15 protein-coding genes and 2 tRNA genes are annotated in these 19,952 nt (G+C 39.8%); 9 read left to right on the top strand and 8 right to left on the bottom strand.

The features are described from left to right. The first annotated feature begins 20 nt into the window (after positions 1–20). From ACESQI_RS05805 to ACESQI_RS05790, 4 genes are read left to right on the top strand one after another with little or no spacing between them, the layout of a single operon-like run. The gene (locus ACESQI_RS05805) at positions 21–1,562 is read left to right on the top strand and encodes a RagB/SusD family nutrient uptake outer membrane protein (RefSeq protein WP_373125555.1); all 1,542 of its coding nucleotides are present in this window, start codon (positions 21–23) and stop codon (positions 1,560–1,562) included. A 22-nt stretch (positions 1,563–1,584) separates the two neighbouring features. Further along, on the top strand, positions 1,585–3,018 hold the full coding sequence (locus tag ACESQI_RS05800; RefSeq protein WP_373125554.1) for a DUF4832 domain-containing protein: 1,434 nt from the start codon (positions 1,585–1,587) through the stop codon (positions 3,016–3,018). A 3-nt stretch (positions 3,019–3,021) separates the two neighbouring features. Then, positions 3,022–4,143 (top strand): acyltransferase family protein, encoded by a 1,122-nt coding sequence (locus ACESQI_RS05795; RefSeq protein WP_373125553.1) that lies wholly within the window; start codon positions 3,022–3,024, stop codon positions 4,141–4,143. A gap of 19 nt (positions 4,144–4,162) precedes the next feature. Beyond that, entirely contained in the window at positions 4,163–5,929 is a 1,767-nt protein-coding gene (locus tag ACESQI_RS05790) for a hypothetical protein (RefSeq protein ID WP_373125552.1), read from the top strand. Positions 5,930–6,024: 95 nt separating this feature from the next. Here ACESQI_RS05790 and ACESQI_RS05785 read toward each other — a convergent pair whose 3' ends face one another. The 3 genes from ACESQI_RS05785 to ACESQI_RS05775 are packed head-to-tail and all read right to left on the bottom strand — an operon-like array spanning position 6,025 to position 8,771. Then, positions 6,025–7,164, bottom strand: coding sequence for a Gfo/Idh/MocA family protein (locus tag ACESQI_RS05785; RefSeq protein ID WP_195349350.1), 1,140 nt, complete (start codon positions 7,162–7,164; stop codon positions 6,025–6,027). 4 nt (positions 7,165–7,168) lie between these two features. Continuing rightward, complete coding sequence (locus ACESQI_RS05780) at positions 7,169–8,140, bottom strand: FecR family protein (protein ID WP_231373113.1); 972 nt, start codon at positions 8,138–8,140, stop codon at positions 7,169–7,171. Between the two features lie 34 nt (positions 8,141–8,174). After that, on the bottom strand, positions 8,175–8,771 hold the full coding sequence (locus tag ACESQI_RS05775; protein ID WP_195349352.1) for an RNA polymerase sigma-70 factor: 597 nt from the start codon (positions 8,769–8,771) through the stop codon (positions 8,175–8,177). A gap of 333 nt (positions 8,772–9,104) precedes the next feature. On the opposite strand from ACESQI_RS05775, the gene ACESQI_RS05770 reads away from it, so the two are divergent. Then, complete coding sequence (locus ACESQI_RS05770; RefSeq protein ID WP_007485157.1) at positions 9,105–10,526, top strand: Gfo/Idh/MocA family protein; 1,422 nt, start codon at positions 9,105–9,107, stop codon at positions 10,524–10,526. A 164-nt stretch (positions 10,527–10,690) separates the two neighbouring features. Here the strand turns inward: ACESQI_RS05770 and ACESQI_RS05765 are convergent, their stop codons facing one another. The 4 genes from ACESQI_RS05765 to ACESQI_RS05750 all read right to left on the bottom strand — a co-directional run bounded on the left by ACESQI_RS05765 (position 10,691) and on the right by ACESQI_RS05750 (position 12,479). Then, on the bottom strand, positions 10,691–10,978 hold the full coding sequence (locus ACESQI_RS05765) for a hypothetical protein (protein WP_002560774.1): 288 nt from the start codon (positions 10,976–10,978) through the stop codon (positions 10,691–10,693). Positions 10,979–11,143: 165 nt separating this feature from the next. Continuing rightward, positions 11,144–11,215: transfer RNA gene (locus tag ACESQI_RS05760), tRNA-Glu, on the bottom strand. A 61-nt stretch (positions 11,216–11,276) separates the two neighbouring features. Beyond that, positions 11,277–11,363 (bottom strand) — tRNA-Ser (locus ACESQI_RS05755). 144 nt (positions 11,364–11,507) lie between these two features. Continuing rightward, positions 11,508–12,479 carry a fimbrillin family protein gene (locus ACESQI_RS05750; protein WP_122201670.1) on the bottom strand — a complete coding sequence of 324 codons (972 nt, stop codon included), beginning with the start codon at positions 12,477–12,479 and terminating at the stop codon, positions 11,508–11,510. Positions 12,480–12,883: 404 nt separating this feature from the next. Between ACESQI_RS05750 and ACESQI_RS05745 the strand changes: the two genes are divergently transcribed. The 4 genes from ACESQI_RS05745 (at position 12,884) to ACESQI_RS05730 (ending at position 18,700) form a co-directional block, all read left to right on the top strand. Beyond that, positions 12,884–13,330 (top strand): hypothetical protein, encoded by a 447-nt coding sequence (locus ACESQI_RS05745; RefSeq protein ID WP_025867659.1) that lies wholly within the window; start codon positions 12,884–12,886, stop codon positions 13,328–13,330. A 77-nt stretch (positions 13,331–13,407) separates the two neighbouring features. Beyond that, entirely contained in the window at positions 13,408–14,760 is a 1,353-nt protein-coding gene (locus ACESQI_RS05740; RefSeq protein WP_002560719.1) for an MATE family efflux transporter, read from the top strand. Positions 14,761–14,880: 120 nt separating this feature from the next. Then, the gene (locus ACESQI_RS05735) at positions 14,881–16,545 is read left to right on the top strand and encodes a putative transporter (RefSeq protein ID WP_025867660.1); all 1,665 of its coding nucleotides are present in this window, start codon (positions 14,881–14,883) and stop codon (positions 16,543–16,545) included. 160 nt (positions 16,546–16,705) lie between these two features. Further along, a complete protein-coding gene (locus tag ACESQI_RS05730) occupies positions 16,706–18,700 on the top strand; it encodes a fructose-bisphosphatase class III (protein ID WP_002560716.1) in 1,995 nt (664 codons plus the stop codon). An 83-nt stretch (positions 18,701–18,783) separates the two neighbouring features. Here ACESQI_RS05730 and ACESQI_RS05725 read toward each other — a convergent pair whose 3' ends face one another. After that, on the bottom strand, positions 18,784–19,935 hold the full coding sequence (locus tag ACESQI_RS05725; RefSeq protein ID WP_195660036.1) for an LA_2272 family surface repeat-containing protein: 1,152 nt from the start codon (positions 19,933–19,935) through the stop codon (positions 18,784–18,786). Between the last annotated feature and the right edge of the window lie 17 nt (positions 19,936–19,952).

Genomic DNA, 19,952 nt, shown 5'->3' with positions numbered 1-19,952 from the left:
TAACGCTAAAATCAAGTATAATGAAACGATACATTAAAACATATCTGGCAGCCATCGTATTTATAGGTACCTGCCTGAGTAGCTGTATTGATCTTGATCCTGTAGATTATTCTGAGATCAATCCTTCAAATTTTCCCAAAAGTGAGGAAGACCTGAAAGCCTTGGTTCTTTCCTGTTATTACCCACTTCGTGGTAACTGGTGGGATGGAATACATTCTCCTTCTGAACGGGGAGTGATGTTTGTAAATGATGCAACCACTGAAATTCTGACCCAAACGTGGGGGCCGGCATACGACTGTTCGTTACTCAATTTCTTTCCGGAAACAGAAGGAGTGACTTTCTTTTATTATGAAAATAAAGAGCCTTACGGATATGCCAATAAGATTAGTCGCTGTACGCTCGTATTGGATTACATTGAGAAAAGTTCATTATCAGACGATTTGAAAGCCCGTTATAGTGCAGAGGTCAGATGTGCACGCGGTATGCTTTCTTACATCTTATTTGATATGTATGGACCTTTGGTTGTGGCTCCGATTGAGGTCTTACTAAATCCTCTGGAAGAAGTTCCTTTGCCACGACTGTCGCATGAAGAAATGGTGAAGTTCATTGAAGATGATCTTATATTTGCCTCTGAATACCTTCCTTATCCGGGAGCTGCGGAGTATGGTAAATTCAGCAGAGGGCTGGCTAAAATGTTGCTTATCCGTCTCTATTTGCATGAAACGGTAAGTAACAAAGATTACTATACTAAGGTAGAAACTTTAGCCCGCGAACTGATGGATTCCAAATATGGATACCGGCTAATGAATGACTATCCTGCTATGTTTGAACTTGGTGGACAAGGGAGTGCCAATAAAGAGATTATTTGGGCTATCCCTTCTTCTGGTGAGGGCCCGAGTATGAATCAATGGCATATGGGAGCACTTCCTACTGATTTTAACCAAAATGGTATGGGAGCCGGTTGGGGTATATGTACCAGCACCTGGTGGTTCTATGATACATTTGAGTCTGCTGATACCCGAAAGACTTATTTACTCAGCCATTACACAAATGCAACCGGAGAAATAGTGGATCGTAATACTCCCGGTTCACCTTTGGCAACAGGGCCTATTCCGTTGAAGATCGGATATGATCCGGCAGTATTAGGTTCGGGTGGCTATTCTGATATTGATGTGATCATTTATCGTTATGCAGATGTGTATCTTTCATTGGCAGAAGCACTTGTTATGAAACCGGAAGCAACTTCAAAAGATTACACCGAAGCTTTGGGGTATGTCAACACAATACGTGAGCGTGCTAAACTGAAAGCTCTGAAACTGGAGGATGTCAATACTCAGGAAAAATTTATTGATCAGATTCTGACAGAAAGAAGCCATGAATTCTGGTGTGAGAATGGACAATACCGTGCAGATTTAATCCGTCATGATAAATTTGTACAACGTGCTATTGATGTAACTCAGACTCCTTATGCGAATAAATATAAAGAATTATATCCGTTGCCTCTTTCTGTCATAACAGATGGTAAAGGACAAGTAAAACAAAATCCAGGTTATGATAAATAGAATGTTTAAAAGAAGTAGTTTAATGGCCTTATTACCTTTCTTGTTTATTTTGGGTATTACGGCATGTGGAAGTGATAATCAGTCGAATGCTGACGACAAGGGTTCTAATGGTGGTGAAACGGAAGTTGGCCCGACAAAAACGGTGAATTATATATCAACGAATGAACTGTTCCCTAACCCTGAACGTGGTTTCTACAAATATACAGACAGCAAGGGTACACCTGCACTTTCGGAACAAACATTGCGTAGTTACCGACAAAAACAGATTTCCCTTATCTATCGTCTTTATTATCTGAAAGATTTCAAGAATGCACCGATTAGCGATGCATTCCTCTCACAGATAAAACAAGACATGGAGGTAGCCCGTAAGGCAGGTATAAAAATGATTCTGCGTTTTGCTTATTCTCTGGCTATGGATGAACCGGATGCACCGCTCTCGGTGATCCTGCAACACTTGGATCAAATCAAACCTATACTTCAAGAAGATAAAGATGTGATTGCTGTATTGCAGGCAGGTTTTATTGGTTCATGGGGAGAATGGTACTATACGACCAATAATCTGAATAATGATGCAGCCCGTAAAGCGATACTGGATAAAATTCTGGAAGTTTTGCCGACAGACCGTACCGTGCAAGTGAGAACCCCCAATTACAAACGCAATTATATAGGGGTGAAGATTGCTATCAAAGCAGAAGATGCATTCAGTGGCAAAGTTGTAGCCCGAATAGGACATCATAACGATTGTTTCATGGCCAGTGTTGATGATTATGGTACTTATACAGACGTAGCTGTTGATAAAAGCTATTTGAATGCGGAGGGACTTTATCTGCCGATAGGTGGAGAAACTTGTCCGCCGGAAGGGGTAGATCCTGCTGATTGTGACAAAGCACAAGCAGAGATGCGTAATCTTCGTTGGTCTTATCTGAATGAAGATTATTACAAAGGAGTAAACGATACCTGGATCACAGGTGGATGTATGGACAGGATTATCCGTGAAATGGGGTATAGGATTGTCTTGCAGAAAGGGGAGTATTCTGAAAAACATGCTCCGGGTAGTGAGCTTTATGCGGCTATCACCTTGCAGAATTTGGGCTATGCTCCTCCGTTTAATGCAAGAAAAGTTGAATTGATTTTGCGTTCAAAAGATGGAAAGACTACTTATGTAGCCTCCTTGCCGGATGATCCACGGAAATGGCAGCCCTATAAAGTTGAGACTATAAATGCCAAGGTTGCATTGCCCACTGATTTGGCGGTAGGGGATTACAAATTGTATTTGTATCTGCCGGATCCGGTGAGTACTATACATGACCGACCGGAATATGCTATTCGGTTGGGTAATAAAGATTGTTGGGAAGCAGCAACCGGATACAATGACCTGGGCATAGACATTCAGGTAAGTGCATCTTCAGATTTGCCCGCGAGCCAATCACCCATTAGATTTACTTTAAAGAAATAACTTATGGCAACTGCTAATAAACGTTTGGCTTCCTTGGACCTGTTAAGGGGCTTTGACCTGTTCTGCTTGTTGATGCTTCAACCCATTCTTATGACCTGGCTGGAAATAGAGAATAATCCGTCATTGGATCCTATTATCAACCAATTCACTCATGTAGAATGGCAGGGAGTTGCATTCTGGGATTTGATAATGCCACTGTTTATGTTTATGTCCGGCAGCACCATCCCGTTTGCCATGTCAAAATACAAACAAGGAGAAAAGATAGACCGTCATTTCTATTTCCGGCTTTTTAAGCGTTTCTTTGTCTTGTTCTTTTTGGGCTGGGTAGTACAAGGAAACTTATTAGCATTAGACATCAGGCAATTTCACATTTTTGCAAATACACTCCAGGCGATTGCTGTGGGGTATGTGGTAGCAGCTCTGCTTTACGTATGGTGCTCATTTCGTACGCAAATTGGTTTTACGGTTCTATGCTTCATAACTTATTTATTGGTTTTCGCTACAGTAGGTAACATGAATTATGAACCGGGAACTAATATTGCAGAGGAGATAGACCGTTGTGTGTTGGGCTCTTTGCGTGATGGAGTTATCTGGACAAACGGAACATGGAGCTTCGATTCGTCTTACCACTACACATGGATATTAAGTAGTTTGAATTTCATAGTTACTGTGATGCTCGGCAGCTTTGCCGGTCATATTCTCCGACTTCGGAAAGAACCTGTTCAACGTTTGAAAGTATTATTGCTGGTGGGGGGCTTCCTTGTGGCCGCGGCTTTGTTGATGGATCCCCTTTTTCCAATTATCAAACGTATATGGAGCAGTTCGATGACCCTTTTTTATGGTGGTGTCTGCTTCTTGCTCATGGGTATCTTTTATTACCTGATTGATATAAAAGGATGGAAGTCGGGAGCAGTAAATTGGCTCAATTATTATGGAATGAATTCCATAGCTGCATACTGTTTGTTTGAAGTGGTAAACTTCCGCAGTATATCAGACTCTCTGTTTTTCGGTCTGGAACAGTGGTTCGGAGTGTATTATCCTTTGGTTGGCATTTGCTTTCAATCAGCTATCGTACTGCTGATTGTCAAGTGGATGTATGACCACAAAATATTCCTTAAAGCTTAACCCTTTAAAAAATATGATTATGTCCTTAAAAAGATTTTTTATATTACTATCAGCTATTCTACCGTTACTTTTTTGCGGTTGTGATGACGATGAACCTGCAAATGCAGGTAATGCCCCCAAGCCGGAGATGAACATTATTGTATCTCCGCAAAGTGGACTTTTCTATGGAGATAAGGTCTCCGTAACGGGTACATTAACAGACGAAAAGAATCTTAAAATGTATATCATTCTTTTGAAAGACGGAAATGATACAGAACTCTATCGTAAAGAGCAGATGTTGTTGGGACAGAGTTTTCAAATGAATGAAACATTCTCTATCCCTCTTCCGAAAAATGCAGAAGAAGGAACTTTTAAAGTGGAGGTGATTCTGGAAAACAGCCGGAATGGAGAGGCGGTACAAAGTTTTGATTTAACATCCTTACAAGTACCAACCTTCAACAGGTTATACCTCTTGTTGGGCAATAAGTCTGTTGTCGAATTATATCCGAACGGAGATGTATTTGAAGCTGATGAGACTTTTCCTGCCAATATAAAAGGTATTATTTCTCCAACTCCTACCAATACAGGATTATATTGGGGAACCGTCAATGGAGAGATCCAGACAATGGCTAAAGACTCCATTGTTATTGGTGGCGATATTGAAGCCTCTTGCAAAATCACATTCAATCCTAAAACTTTTGAACTGACTTTTGGAGAAAGACATGGTTGGACGTCTCTTCCATCTATAGATAGTTATTATATTCTCGGTACTATTTCCGGTCACTGGCAAGATGGAGAAATAAAAGAAGAGAAAGCGAAGATGCGTATGCAAGGATATGAAAGTGGTGATTTACGTTACTATACCTGGTTCCCACCCGAAGGAGATAATGTAGAAACAGGAATGTGGGGTTCTATTGCAGCAGGAACCTTCCAATTGAAGAAGGCCGGAGAAGATTCATTTATATTATGGAACGGTACTCAACTCACGACTGGTTCGGCATATGATACAAGTAAGAGCTTCCCGGTTACTGCAGGTGGTGCTTTTGAAATCCGTGTATATTTTGAAGGAGATGAATGTACCAAAGTTTCTGTTATAGGTAGTGAACGTACTCTTGAATTTGCAAATGAACAAGTGAAGGCAAATGGTGTAACTCTGGGCAATGGAATTGATTTTGCCGGCACTCAACTGCAATTAAAGAGTGGCACAAGCTATATCTATGAAGGTGAAGTTGAACTAACAAAAGGAGAGACGATTAGTTCCAATACTGTAGATTTATCGCTTTGTACTCCAAATAAAGACTTGTTCGCGGGTAGTGGTAACGCAAATTGGACTTTGACAAGCTCTACCGGCAAATATTTTATTCAGATAGATGCTTTCAGTGGTAGCTCTTATGCCCGTCCGGCAAGTGGATATCCGGATGCAATCTATATGTATGGATGGAGTTGGGCGCATTCCCAAGCAGGTACTGCTCAGAATTGGCAGGTAGATAGTGCTCTTCCATTAGTACGCGTAGGAAACAGTTTTGTTTACGAAGGTACATGTTACGTGTTCAGTTGGGGAGGAGATGTAGCATTTATACTGACAAATCCTTCCGGTGAAACAAAAATAGAATTACCGAACGTAAACTTCGATGCAAATTCTAATATACTAAACGGTAATGCAACTCATTTCACACTACCAACTGTTGAAGGATATTATAAGGTAAGTGTCGATTTGAAAGATGGAATTACTATTTCGGATGGTAATCCTGCTACAGTTACTCCTAATGGTAGTGGTAATTTTACGCTGAGATACACGCTTCAATAGGTAGCTTAATTTTTGAATAACGCTACTAATAAAGGTCCGCCGGAAACGACGGACCTTTTTAATTTTTGAAACAGTTCAGAATAAAGATTCTTTTATTATTGAAAATAAATTGTTTTTCGCTCAGCAATTGAAACTTTTGACCAGGGAGAAACGGAAGTCCACAAAGCAAGATCGTTGAGAGTAGCCGGGTAGACAAGTTTTCCTTGTAAATCAGCTTCTAATGCTTTCAACATAATATAATCCATGCCTTGATGATGCGCATCCTGTAATAGAGCATCTTCGCCCCACTGCTGCCAATATAGACTTTCGTAACGCTCAATGTAGGAGAGATCAGATTCCCAGGTTTCATCCGGGCTGACACCCTCCACATAGATGCGGCTATTATCTCCCTGCCATATACTTTTTGTTCCTTGTATTTCAAAATCCAAACTACGAGGACGAGGCAACGTGGTATCATGAATTAGCGAGATAAGAATTCCTTTTTCAGTTTCTATTTGAGTAGAAATAATATCTCCCATCCTGATTTCTACATTTGTATCTCCACCCAGGTCTTTTATTCGTTGTAATAAACCAGCCGACTTGGAAGCCAGCGAAGTCAGAGATTTGAAGTGATCTGTCCGATTGATACCGGCGATCATGCAAAGAGGAGCTAATCCATGTGTCGGATAAAGATCACCGTTTTCGCTCTGGTAGAATTTGCTTCGCCATACACTTTCTGTTTTACCACGATGACCGATGTTGCCGGAATCATCTAACAATAAAGAGCGTAAGTCATGTCGGTATCCACCGCGCATATATATAATTTCTCCGAATACACCGGCATTCACCATATTGCATAAAGCCAAGATATCTCGTCGGAAAAGCGTATTCTCTAAAGGAAAAACACGACAATTTTTTTGCTCTGCCAAATCAATCAGGGGTTGATACTCGTCTAAATAAAGTCCACCTTTTATCTCCAAAGCAATATGACACTGCCTCTCCACACATTGTATTGCATGATTAACATGACACTGCCAGGGAGAAGTGATGAACACCAATTCCGGTTTATGCCGGTCAAGCATATTTAAATAATCTTCTTCGCCATTGTTGTAACAAACAATTTCGGGTATATCGGTTTCTTCAATATACGGATCGGCAACTGCCATTACTTCAAAAAAAGGAAAGTTTTGTAGGAATTGCAGCAGTTGTTTTCCTCGGTATCCTGCACCTATCAAAGTAGTCTTTATCTTTTCCATGCGTTTATTTTCTCACTTTGACTATTTTTCGGTTTACATCAATATGGTAGGACATCTGTGGAGTAATACTGTCCAATGCCGCAAGAAATTCATTCAAACTTTCGTCGCGAAGTGTAGCTTTATAGCTCATTTTCTGTAATTCCGGAGCTACCTCAAACTTATATCCGAAATGTCTTAAAAGCTCTTCTTTCTTTTCTTCCAGCGTATGCCCTTCAAAGATAATCTCTTTACGTTCCCAGGCATAGACATGCTTTAACGAACGTTGTTCTATCCGATAGGTTCCGGCTTGGTTGTCATATACAAAACTTTCTCCCGGCTGAAGAAACATATTTTTGTTACTACCCGCTATGCCAATCTCTACCTTACCATGTTTCAATGTAACGACCCCTTCCGGATCATTTCCATATGCCATTACATTAAAATTCGTGCCTAATACACGGACACAATAGTTATAGGTGTGCACATAAAAAGGTTTATCTTCCTTGTGTACTACATCAAAGATTGCCTCACCCTCCAAACGTACGTCGCGCGTATTATTCCAGCCTTCCAGAGAATAGGTCAGCTTGGAACAAGCATTCAGAAGCACTGTTGTTCCATCCGGCAATATGGTTTTTGCTTGTTGTCCTACTTCTGTCTCTAAAGTCACTAACCCTTGTGGCATATTCAATCTTGTATAAATCGTTCCTGCTATCCAACCACTAAGAATACACAACAGGATGATAGCTGCAGAGGACCAAACCTGTTTCAAGGTAAAAGGCTTGCCTAAAGGAGCTGATTTTGGAGCGAGACCGGTTCTTTCTGAGAATTTCTTCCATTCATGCTCAGTATTGGCTTCTTTCTTATCTTTTTCATAATTTAGATACAGATAAGAATCTTTCAATGAAAAAAGAAACTTCTGATTCTCTTTGTTATCACGCAACCATGCTACTAATTGGCGTGTCTCGTCCTCAGTAAGTTCATTCTTCAGATATTTCATAAAATAATCTTCATTGACACTAATCATCACAATATTATTTTAAAAAGTTCTTAATTAATAAGATAGTCAATAAAGGAAGATATCCCTGCATTGACTTCTTAATTTGTTTTAGCCCCTTATACAATTGATTTTCAACAGTACGAACAGACAAGTTCAGTGCTGCGGCAATCTCTTCACTTCTCATACCCTCATTCCGGTTCATTCGGAAAATGTTTTGGCATTGTTTGGGTAGCTTATCAAGCGCTTCCTGATATTGTTCATTCAGATCTTTAAAGTATAAATCATTTAGAACATTACATTCAGGGGTATAATAAGAAAGTTCCAGTTCTCTCAATGCCACTTCATTTATATTAGAAAAATTGTTGAGTAATGAATCTCGCCGGATTTGTTTCAAGCAAAGATGTTTCATGATGCGAAATAGATAAACACTTATTGCTTCTGGAGCATTAATCTGAGTACGATGCTCCCAAAAGGCAATAAAACATTCTTGAACAAGATCTTTTGTTTTATCCTCGTCGTGTAGGATCCCTTTGCAGAACATATACATTTTAGGATGATACTTTTTGTACAACCATTCAAAAGATGCTGTGTCTCCTTGCTGTATCTTAGAAAAAAGTATGCGTTCTTCCATACTTTCCTCCTTTCAGAAATAATTGTTTTATAATAGACATACACGAATTATTTAAATTCATAAAAAGAATATAAGAGCCAGAGCATTAAAAAGAAGTTTCCAAATATAGATAATTCTACATTGTCTACCAAGAAAAAAACGAAATTATCGTCTACTTACATCATTTTTGAAAGCCTTTTGGAGGCACATAAATGTCAAAGTGTTAATTAATATTTTATTTTTATATTCTTGTGAGTATTTGCATGGCTCAATAGCTCTTTTAGAGTATAAACCTTAGAGCACATTAAAAGAAGAGAAGAAGTATTAATTATCAATTACCAAATTCTATTTATTATGAAAAAATACTTTCCGTTGACTGCTATACTTGTAGTTGCTGGTATAGCAATAGGTTTGTTTCTCACAGCAGAAATGCCCAGAAAGAGGGAGGAAGTCAAGCCTCTTGTTGTATTTGCTCCTGAACGCCCTTTGGGGCAGCAGGATGCTATTGGGTTAACTTGTCCTCCTATTGAAACTGTACGTATTGGATTTATCGGATTAGGCTCACGAGGTAGTGAAGCCATCCGACGTTTTACCCATCAAAAAGGAATTGAAATAAAAGCACTATGTGATCTGCATCAATCGAAAGTAGATAGTTGCCAACAAATACTTCATCAGGCCGATATGCCTGAAGCAACTGAATACTATGGTAGTGAGGATGCCTGGAAACAAATGTGCGAAAGACCGGATATCGACCTTATTTATATAGCTACTGATTGGCTACATCATACCCCCATGATGGTTTATGCTATGGAGCATGACAAGCACGTGGCTTGTGAAGTACCTGCAGCCATGAGTTTGGAAGAGATATGGGAAGTTGTAAATACGGCAGAACGTACTCGAAAGCACTGTATGATGTTGGAAAACTGCGTATATGATTTCTTTGAGATCACAACTCTGAACATGGCACAACAAGGACTATTTGGAGATATTACCCATGTAAAAGGTGCTTATAATCATTGTTTGCAAGATTACTGGGGAGACTACAATGCAGACTGGCGTATGCAATATAATCTCAATAATAGGGGAGATGTGTATCCCACACATGGTATGGGCCCAGCTTGTCAGCTACTCGATATTCATCGTGGTGACCGGATGAAATATTTGGTGGCAATGGACAGTGATCCTCTCTCTTTGCCTCAGTATTTGAAAGAACATGGAAATAGTGAAGATGCGCAAAAAGTGAAAAATGGAGAAGTCACACTTACTTTAATACGTACGGAAAAAGGAAAGACAATTCAGATTGAGCATAATGTAGCTTCGCCACGTCCTTACAGTCGCTTATACCAACTCACAGGTACTAAAGGGTTTGCCAATAAATATCCGGTGGAAGGTTATGCTTTGAATAGCAGTGATTTGCCTTCGGATATTACAAGCGGGCAAAACTTTACTGCTCATGAGTATATGCCCGAAGAAATAAAGAACCGGTTAATGAATCAGTATAAAGATCCTATTGTCAAAACCATGGAAGCACAGGCTAAAGAAGTAGGCGGACACGGTGGTATGGACTTCATCATGGATTCGAGATTAATCTATTGTCTGCATCACGGATTGCCATTAGATATGGATGTTTATGATCTTGCAGAATGGTGTTCACTAATTCCTTTGACTAAACTTTCGATAGAGAACGGATCTGTCCCTGTAGAGATACCCGATTTTACAAGAGGGAACTGGAATAAAATACAAGGATATCGGCATGCATTTATAAATTACAAATAAGAATCATTTATGTGAATGATTTTCTAAATAGGGCTATAATGTGTTCTGATAAGCAGTAATTGGTACTGTTTGCAAAAGCATAAAATTGGTTGACGCAAATCAGTGAATCGGGTGGAAAAGGCATTTTCCCCCTTTTCCTAATGATCATTATTTTATGAGTAAATCTATTTGCCGCTAAAAAGAAAAACCAATATCCCTATCAATAGAATAGCTAAAGCTACCCAACTTTGCCATGTGAATTTCCCTGGGTTATCTTTTATTATATCTTCTACTTGTGCTTCTGTTTCTTTGTTTTTCTGTAGTTCGGGATATTTTGTTCGTAAATCATACTTCATCATTTCTTTTATGTCTTTGATATCTGAGGACATCTGAAAGAATTTAATAACCATTACTAACTGGGCTATTATTGCTATAAGCCATATGATCCAAAAAATCCATATTGTTTGTTCCATAGTATTATGATTTTATCATTTTTAAATCTGTAGATATTTTATTACCAAATAATTACTACAAATTTAATCAATACTTTTTGAAAACTGCTATTAAATGGGAATTAAAAAATAAATATAATAAAAAAAGCAGCTACAATGAATTGTAACTGCTTTATCATTAGTTAGTAGTGGGTACGAGAATCGAACTCGTATTACATGCGTGAGAGGCATGTGTCCTAACCGTTAGACGAACCCACCGATTTTAGATTTAAAAAGAGCCAAGTCTTAATAACTTAGCTCTTTTTTTGTTGAGATTAAGCGGAAGCTGCGAGATTCGAACTCGCGGTACGGTTACCCGTACGTCAGTTTAGCAAACTGGTGGTTTCAGCCACTCACCCAAACTTCCTTGAACCCGCATTCTCTCTCAAATGCGGTGCAAAGATAGGAGGAAGTTTTGAACTATGCAAACCTTTCTGCAAGATTTTTTTCTACTTTTTCTTCCGCATATCGTTAATTGGCTATGTTTCAAATGTTAAACGTGAAAACTTTTTTAGTCCGGTTTTTGTGATGGATAAAGAGGTTTACCAGTTTCGTCTACTTCGGTCCAGCCTAATACTTCAACATTTGGAAATGAAACAGAATTTCCATCAATCACTGCACTGAATACGTAAGAATCTCCTCCTGCCAACTCTCCGTTGGGTAAAAGAACGTTTACGTTATAGGTACGTGGAGTATTTTCACCATCTGCCAGTATTTGCAAGGTCAGCGGCATCGCTGTATTGGTTTTTAGTGGAAGCATGATATATTGAGCTGTGAAACCATTAATTCCCATATTGGCTGTTTCGGTACTATACGTTGTAGACGGAGTTATTTCTCCGGTAATCATGTCCATAGTAGCACCCGGGTTTGCTGGAGTGATGGAAGCTGAAACCAGTTTGTCCAGTTTTATTCCGCTACCGGCAGAGATGTTGAATACTATCTGGGTGGCACAGTGTTGAAAAAGAATAGGCATGCTCACTTGTGTACTCGTAACGTCCTGTAATTTGTTACTTGCCCACAAATAATCTACTCCGTTGTTCAAAGGTTCTGAACGCTCGTTGACGAATTTAGCAGAAGCTGTAGAAGAGTTGTTAGAAATGGCGTAGAAATAATAAACGCCATTGGGCAGATACATTTTATATCCTTCTACACCGGTTAGTACCCCTACGGTAGCAGTGGTATAGATACCTTCGGCAGAAGGAGTTTCGAGTGAAGTAACTGGTGATTTGAATGCGTATATAGAACTTGTTATTCCTTTACGCATCGGTGAAAGAGAGCGTGTCATATTTCTACTCTCTATAGAAGCATGAAAAGTGATTAATGCTTTTTGATCCGGAGTTCCTGTTCCGTTATCAGATTGGCCTTCTTCTGTCCCATTTTCGCCAATATTGATATTGATTGAGTCTTTGGAACATGCGGTGAAAAATAAAGTAGTACATGTAAGTATTGTCCATGCAGCAGCTTTTACAAAATAAATTTTCATAATTAAGTGTTTTAGGATGAATGATTTTCCTATATACACTTAAAAGGAGATTTTGTTCAGAACAGGAGGGAAGAGGGTAGCAATTAAAATAAGAGCATAAAAAAAGGCTATCTATCCCAGACAGCCAATCTTTTTGTTAACCTTAAATCTAATACTATGAAAAACACAGTACAAAGATACATACTTCTGGGAGAATAGCAAACTTATGAGGCTTAATAGCTTGATTTATAACATGAATTAAGAAGTTTGGTGCCGGCGTTAACGTTTGGTAGTAAAAAGGTGAGATTTCCCTCTAAGGATTAGGTTATTCCCTTATTGAATGTAGGATTTTTCTTTTGGCTTCAATCAAACGTTTGCCTACTTTTGTTTTATGCAAAAACACATAAAAAGAAAGGAAAAAGATTATGAAAACGAAAGCTTTTAAATATTTGAAACTGGTATTGCTGACCTTTGCTATGGTTAATCTAACAGCTTGTGAGATTGAAATAGATGGTTTTTATGATGATGACAATATTGGCGGTAGCTATTATAATAAGTCACGTGATCTGTGTAGCCGTACCTGGGTGAGAACTTACTATAATAGGGATGGTTATTACTGCCGGCAGGAGATTGATTTTTATCTGGATAGAAGAGGAGTGGATTACATTCGTATACAGTATCCTGATGGAAGAATACGGGAGGATGAATATCGTTTCAACTGGAATTGGGAAAATGCAGTACAGTCATCTCTTTGTATGGTATATGGCCCGAATGATGTTTCTTATCTCGATGAAGTGAATCTTTGGGCGAATCGCCTTGAAGGATATCTGGATGGATGGGATAATTATGTAGTCTATAAGGGCAGGCTCTAACTTATTTGATATAAATCAACTCTCGGTTTCGTTAAAATTGAATACCTTTGCACCCCGAAATTCAGACGAGGTAAAAAGTGACACACAAAATTCAGCAGGAGAGTATTAAGAAGAGGCTGGCTAAGCTGGCTGCTCCTATCTTTATAGAAACGCTGCTTATCATGATGCTTGGTGCAGTAGACACTATCATGTTAAGCCGTCATTCCGATAACAGTGTTGCTGCCGTAGGGGTAGTCAATCAAATTATAATGCTGACGTTCCTGGTATTTGAGGTAATCAATCTGGGAACGTCCGTTTTATGTTCGCAATACTTAGGTGCAAAGCTCGAAAAAAAAGTGGTACAGGTTGTTGGAGTATCACTGTTAGTGAATCTGGTTGTGGGAGGAACAATCAGTCTTTTTCTTTATTCAATGAATACCACCATACTCGGTTGGATGGGGCTTGGTCCGGAACTAATGGCAGATGGTGCAGAGTATATGCGTATTGTTGGCTCGTTTGCTTTCTTTCAGGCTATATCTCTCACCTTATCGGCATCGCTTCGTAGTGCTAATAAAGCTATTTATCCGATGTTGGTCACAGTGGTTGTCAACATTGTCAACATCATAGGGAACTATTCATTGATTTTCGGTAAGTTTGGTTTTCCGGAATTAGGTGTGGAAGGAGCTGCTATCTCTACGGCATTCAGCCGGGGAGTAGCAATGGTAATTCTGTTCATAATTCTTTTCCGCAAACATATTCATCGTTTTCCGCTTGTCTATTTCCGTCCTTTTCCCTGGATAGAACTGAAAAATCTGATGAAAGTTGGTTTACCTTCGGCGGGTGAACAGTTATCTTACAGCTCTTCGCAGGTAGTCATTACATTCTTTATTAATATGCTGGGAGTAGAAGCGTTGGCAACGCGAACTTATTGTGTTAATATCATCATGTTTGTATATCTTTTCAGTATATCAATGGCACAGGGAGGAGCTATTTGTATCGGTCATCTGATAGGGGAAAAGAAACCTCATGCTGCTTTTCTGCTGGGAAAGTATGTGATGAAAAAATCGGTGATGATCACTTTTATTCTCTCTTGTATCCTTGCTGCTTCCGGACGTACTATTTTGGGGTGGCTAACGACCAATCCGGAGATTATTCGTATGGGAGTTATTGTGTTGGTTATAGATACTGTACTGGAAATAGGGCGTCCTATCAATATTTTTGCTACCAATGCTTTGCGTGCAGCAGGCGATGTGAATTATCCTTTTTATGTCGGTTTGGTTGTAATGTGGACTGTGGCAGTAGGCGGAGGCTATCTGTTTGGAATTCATTGGGGTTGGGGTTTGTGTGGTATGTGGGTGGCCTTTTTGCTGGACGAAAACATTCGGGGCATCATCTTTGTTCGTCGTTGGTACAGTATGAAATGGATACACAAAAGTTTTGTACGCGCATAAATAGTTTCTATCTTTGCAAAAATTAATGTGTCAATATGCCAATGTATCAATATGCCAATTACTATGTGATATGTTACAGTGCGGTCAATTGGCACATTGGCACATTGAATAATTATATTTATGGAATGGTTATATAGTCTCTTCATCGAGCATTCAGCCTTGCAGGCCGTAGTTGTTATCTCACTTATATCTGCCATCGGGCTGGGATTAGGCAAAATACACATCTGTGGTATATCTCTTGGAGTGACTTTCGTGTTTTTTGCAGGTATCTTTGCCGGACATTTCGGACTATCAGTTGATCCGCAGATGTTGAATTATGCCGAGAGTTTCGGGCTTATCATCTTTGTTTATGCATTGGGGCTTCAGGTGGGGCCCGGCTTTTTCAGTTCTTTTCGTAAAGGTGGTATCACTTTGAATATGCTGGCCCTTGCCGTAGTGCTCTTGGGTACCCTGCTTACAGTGTTATGCAGTTATACAACGGGTGTCTCTTTACCTAATATGGTTGGTATTCTTTGTGGGGCCACTACTAATACTCCTGCTTTGGGAGCAGCACAACAAACCTTAAAACAGATGGGACTGGAGAGTAGTACTCCTGCTTTGGGTTGTGCAGTTGCTTATCCATTGGGGGTAATAGGAGTGATTCTTGCGGTGTTACTTATCCGGAAGGTATTAGTGCGTAAAGAGGATCTTGCCATCAAAGAGAAAGACGATACTAACAAAACTTATATTGCTGCTTTTCAGGTACATAATCCTGCTATTTTCAATAAAAGTGTCAAGGACATAGCTCATATGAGTTATCCTAAATTCGTCATATCTCGTTTGTGGAGAGACGGTAATGTGAGTATCCCTACCTCTGAGAAGATTCTGAAAGAGGGTGACCGTCTGTTGGTTATAACTTCTGAAAAAGATGTATTGGCTCTGACTGTACTGTTTGGTGAACAGGAAAACACTGACTGGAATAAGGAAGATATTGATTGGAATGCTATTGACAGCCAGCTTATTTCGCAACGTATTGTGGTAACCCGCCCCGAACTGAACGGCAAGAAACTCGGTTCACTTCGTTTGAGAAATCATTATGGAATCAATATCAGCCGTGTTTATCGTTCGGGTGTACAGTTACTTGCTACCTCTGAACTTACTTTGCAACTTGGCGACCGCCTGACAGTAGTGGGTGAGGCAGCTGCCATTCAGAATGTGGAAAAAGTATTGGGAAATGCTGTAAAAAGTTTGAAAGAGCCTAATCTGGTGGCTGTGTTTATTGGTATCATATTAGGATTGGCTCTTGGGGCTATTCCTATTTCTATTCCCGGTATTAGTGCTCCTGTGAGACTAGGATTGGCAGGTGGACCTATCATTGTTGGTATTCTGATTGGTACGTTCGGCCCGCGTATGCACATGATCACTTATACTACCCGCAGTGCCAATCTGATGCTTCGTGCATTGGGGCTTTCCATGTATCTGGCTTGTCTGGGGCTTGATGCCGGTGCACATTTCTTCGATACGGTATTTCGTCCTGAAGGGGCGTTGTGGATTGGTCTGGGTGCCGGATTAACCATTATTCCTACCGCAATTGTTGGTATGTTTGCTTTCAAGATAATGAAAATCGATTTTGGCTCAGTCTCTGGTATGTTATGCGGAAGTATGGCAAATCCGATGGCATTGAATTATGTGAATGATACTATTCCGGGTGATAATCCGTCTGTAGCTTATGCCACGGTATATCCGTTGTGCATGTTTTTGCGTGTCATTATTGCTCAGATATTACTCATGTTCTTGTTGAGTTGAAAATCTTATTTAGTTGAAAATTGGCTGCGCTGTGAAGTTTGTATGTAGGCTTTAAAATAAACAAATAAGTAATTTAAATCGTAAAATTGTAAATTGTCAACGTACCTATGTGTTATGGATTAATAATGGTCATGACCGTAGGGAATAAATCGTAAATATCATGACTGCCCAAAGTAATATAACCCCTGAAAGTATTGTGAGCGACCTGCGTTATTTGCAGTTATTGTCACGTAGTTTTCCCACTATTGCCGATGCCAGTACGGAGATAATAAATCTCGAAGCCATTCTGAATCTACCCAAAGGTACAGAACACTTCCTGACAGATATTCATGGTGAATATGAGGCTTTTCAACATGTATTGAAAAATGCATCGGGTGCAGTGAAGCGAAAAGTAAATGAGATTTTTGGTAATACTTTGCGTGAATCAGAGAAGAAAGAGATCAGTACACTGATTTATTATCCTGAAGAGAAATTGCAATTGGTCAAGGCTCGTGAGAAGGACCTTGACGACTGGTATTTGATTACTCTTAACCAATTGGTAAAGGTATGTCAGAATGTATCTTCCAAGTATACCCGTTCTAAAGTGCGTAAGTCTTTACCTAAAGAATTTTCTTATATCATTCAGGAGTTATTGCACGAATCGAGCATTGAACCCAATAAACATGCTTATATCAATGTCATTATCAGTACTATTATATCTACCAAACGTGCCGATGATTTTATTATAGCTATGTGCAATCTGATTCAGCGTTTGACCATCGATTCATTGCATATTGTCGGTGATATTTACGATCGTGGCCCCGGCGCACATATCATTATGGATACGTTATGTAATTATCATAATTTTGATATCCAGTGGGGCAACCATGATATTCTCTGGATAGGAGCTGCATCTGGTAATACGAGCTGTATGGCAAATGTGATTCGTATGTCCATGCGTTATGGTAATCTGGGTACACTTGAAGATGGATATGGCATTAATCTTTTGCCACTGGCAACTTTTGCTATGGATACTTATGCCGATGACCCCTGTACTATTTTTGCACCGAAAATGAATTTTGCTGATTCGGCATACAATGAGAAGACATTGCGTCTTATCACGCAGATGCATAAGGCCATTACAATTATACAGTTTAAGCTGGAAGCGGATATTATTAATCGCCGTCCGGAGTTTGGTATGGAGAACCGGAAGCTGCTGGAGAAGATTGATTTCGAGCGAGGCGTATTTGTCTATGAAGGTGTGGAATATGAAATGCGTGATACTAATTTCCCAACCATAGATCCCAAAGATCCATATCGCCTGACCGATGAAGAAAGAGAACTGGTAGATAAGCTGCATTATTCGTTTATGAATAGTGAGAAGTTGAAGAAACATATGCGTTGCCTGTTTACGTATGGGGGAATGTATCTGGTTTGTAATTCCAATCTTTTGTATCATGCTTCTGTTCCTCTTAATGAAGATGGCAGCTTCAAGCACGTAACCATTCATGGGAAAGAATACTGGGGTAAGAATTTGATGGATAAGATTGATCAGTTGATCCGTACGGCCTATTTTGATGAAGACGAGGATGGTGATAAGCTCTTTGCAATGGATTACATCTGGTATATGTGGTGTGGCCCTGATGCTCCTTCGTTCGATAAAGATAAGATGGCTACTTTTGAACGTTATTTTATAGCTGACAAAAAGCTGCATAAGGAAAAGAAAGGGTATTACTATACTTTGCGTGATAATGAGAAGATATGTAACCAGATACTTGAAGAATTTGGTGTGACAGGCGTGCATACACATATCATTAACGGACACGTGCCGGTGAAAACCATTAAAGGTGAACAACCAATGAAAGCCGGAGGAAAGTTACTTGTGATTGATGGAGGCTTTTCAAAAGCCTATCAGCCGGAGACCGGTATTGCCGGATATACATTGGTATATCACTCTCATGGTTTACAGCTGGTGCAGCACGAACCCTTTCAGTCTACGCAAAAAGCCATAGAAGAAGGGCAGGATATCAAATCGACCACTTTTGTAATTGAATTCAATTCTCAGCGTATGATGGTAAAAGATACGGATAAAGGGAAAGAATTGGTTACACAGATTCAGGATCTGAAAAAACTACTGGTGGCGTATAGGACGGGGTTGATTAAGGAAAAGCAATAATAGAAGGGAGAATGGAGAGGGGAGAAGTAGGCTGCGCTATCACGCTGCATAGTACTTCTCCCCTCTCCATTCTTCCTTCTCCTTTAAAACAATACGATTCCTGCTTCTGCAATCACCCCTTTGTCATATGTGATGTCTTTATTGTAGTAGCGGCTACCACCATAACCACCGGAGGCAAATATGCCGAATTTCTTTGTGATCTGATATTCTAAATTTAAACGGGCCTGTAGTCCGTAGAGGCGTGCCGGAATACCGTAATCTTTGTTTTTGAATGTCTCAATGTGTTGATATCCCAAGTCACCACTAATTGTCAGGTCTTTGCAGAGAGGTAGCCAAATACCACCCCGATAGAATAATGTTGCAGAGAATTTATCACTGAAATCTAAATAATGCGTACCGGCACCTATAATGGTATAAAAAAGTTTATTTTTGGATCGGGCACCTATGTTGATTTTCGTTGCGTTACCTCCAAAGATTAGCATTTGTACTTTTGTGTCCGGATTGGCATTGACAAGTCCCAATTGGAATCCCTTCATTTCATTTTTATAGTAATTCACTAATCCAATCTGTACCCCTTTGGCTTTTGTTGCATAATTGCCCAGTCCAATCTGTACACCATTCATTCGCGATGCCACTATGTTGGCAAACCCGGATATTTGTACACCATTCAGATGTTCACCTATCACATTCAGTAAACCTCCTGCTGTTACTCCGTTGAAAGTAGCGCCTGTGATATTGGCAAGTCCTGCCAGGTGTACGCCACTTGCTCCGTCTCCCGATATATTCATAATACCGCTTGCCATCACACCGGATGTATTGTCTCCACTGATACTCGTCATTCCGGATAGTAAGACGCCTTTCGATTGATTGCCTGCAATGTTGACAAGTCCAGTGGCAGATAATCCCACCATATTGTTTCCGTTGATGTTACTAATACCCGATAATTGTACGCCGCGCATACTTTCACCTACCATATTGGCAAGTCCGGAGAATTGTATGCCATTCATATTACCGCCAATGACGCTGCCAAATGCATTGAATCCTACTCCGTTCAACCGGTTCATGGTAGAAAGGATCCCTAAATTAAAATAGGTGGTCTGTGCACTGTCAGCCGGTTGGGTGCTGATTCCTTTCCACACAGACAAATTAATGCCTGCACTTTTGTTTTGAGCGGAGACTATGCCCGTGACTATAAAAAGTAGTGAAAGAGGTAGACAAAATATTCTTTTATTCATCTGTTTATCTACTAATT

Origin of the sequence: Bacteroides sp. HPS0048 (assembly GCF_964240755.1) — a bacterium.
Taxonomy (GTDB): domain Bacteria; phylum Bacteroidota; class Bacteroidia; order Bacteroidales; family Bacteroidaceae; genus Bacteroides; species Bacteroides nordii.
This window is presented reverse-complemented; position numbering and strand designations above follow the sequence as displayed.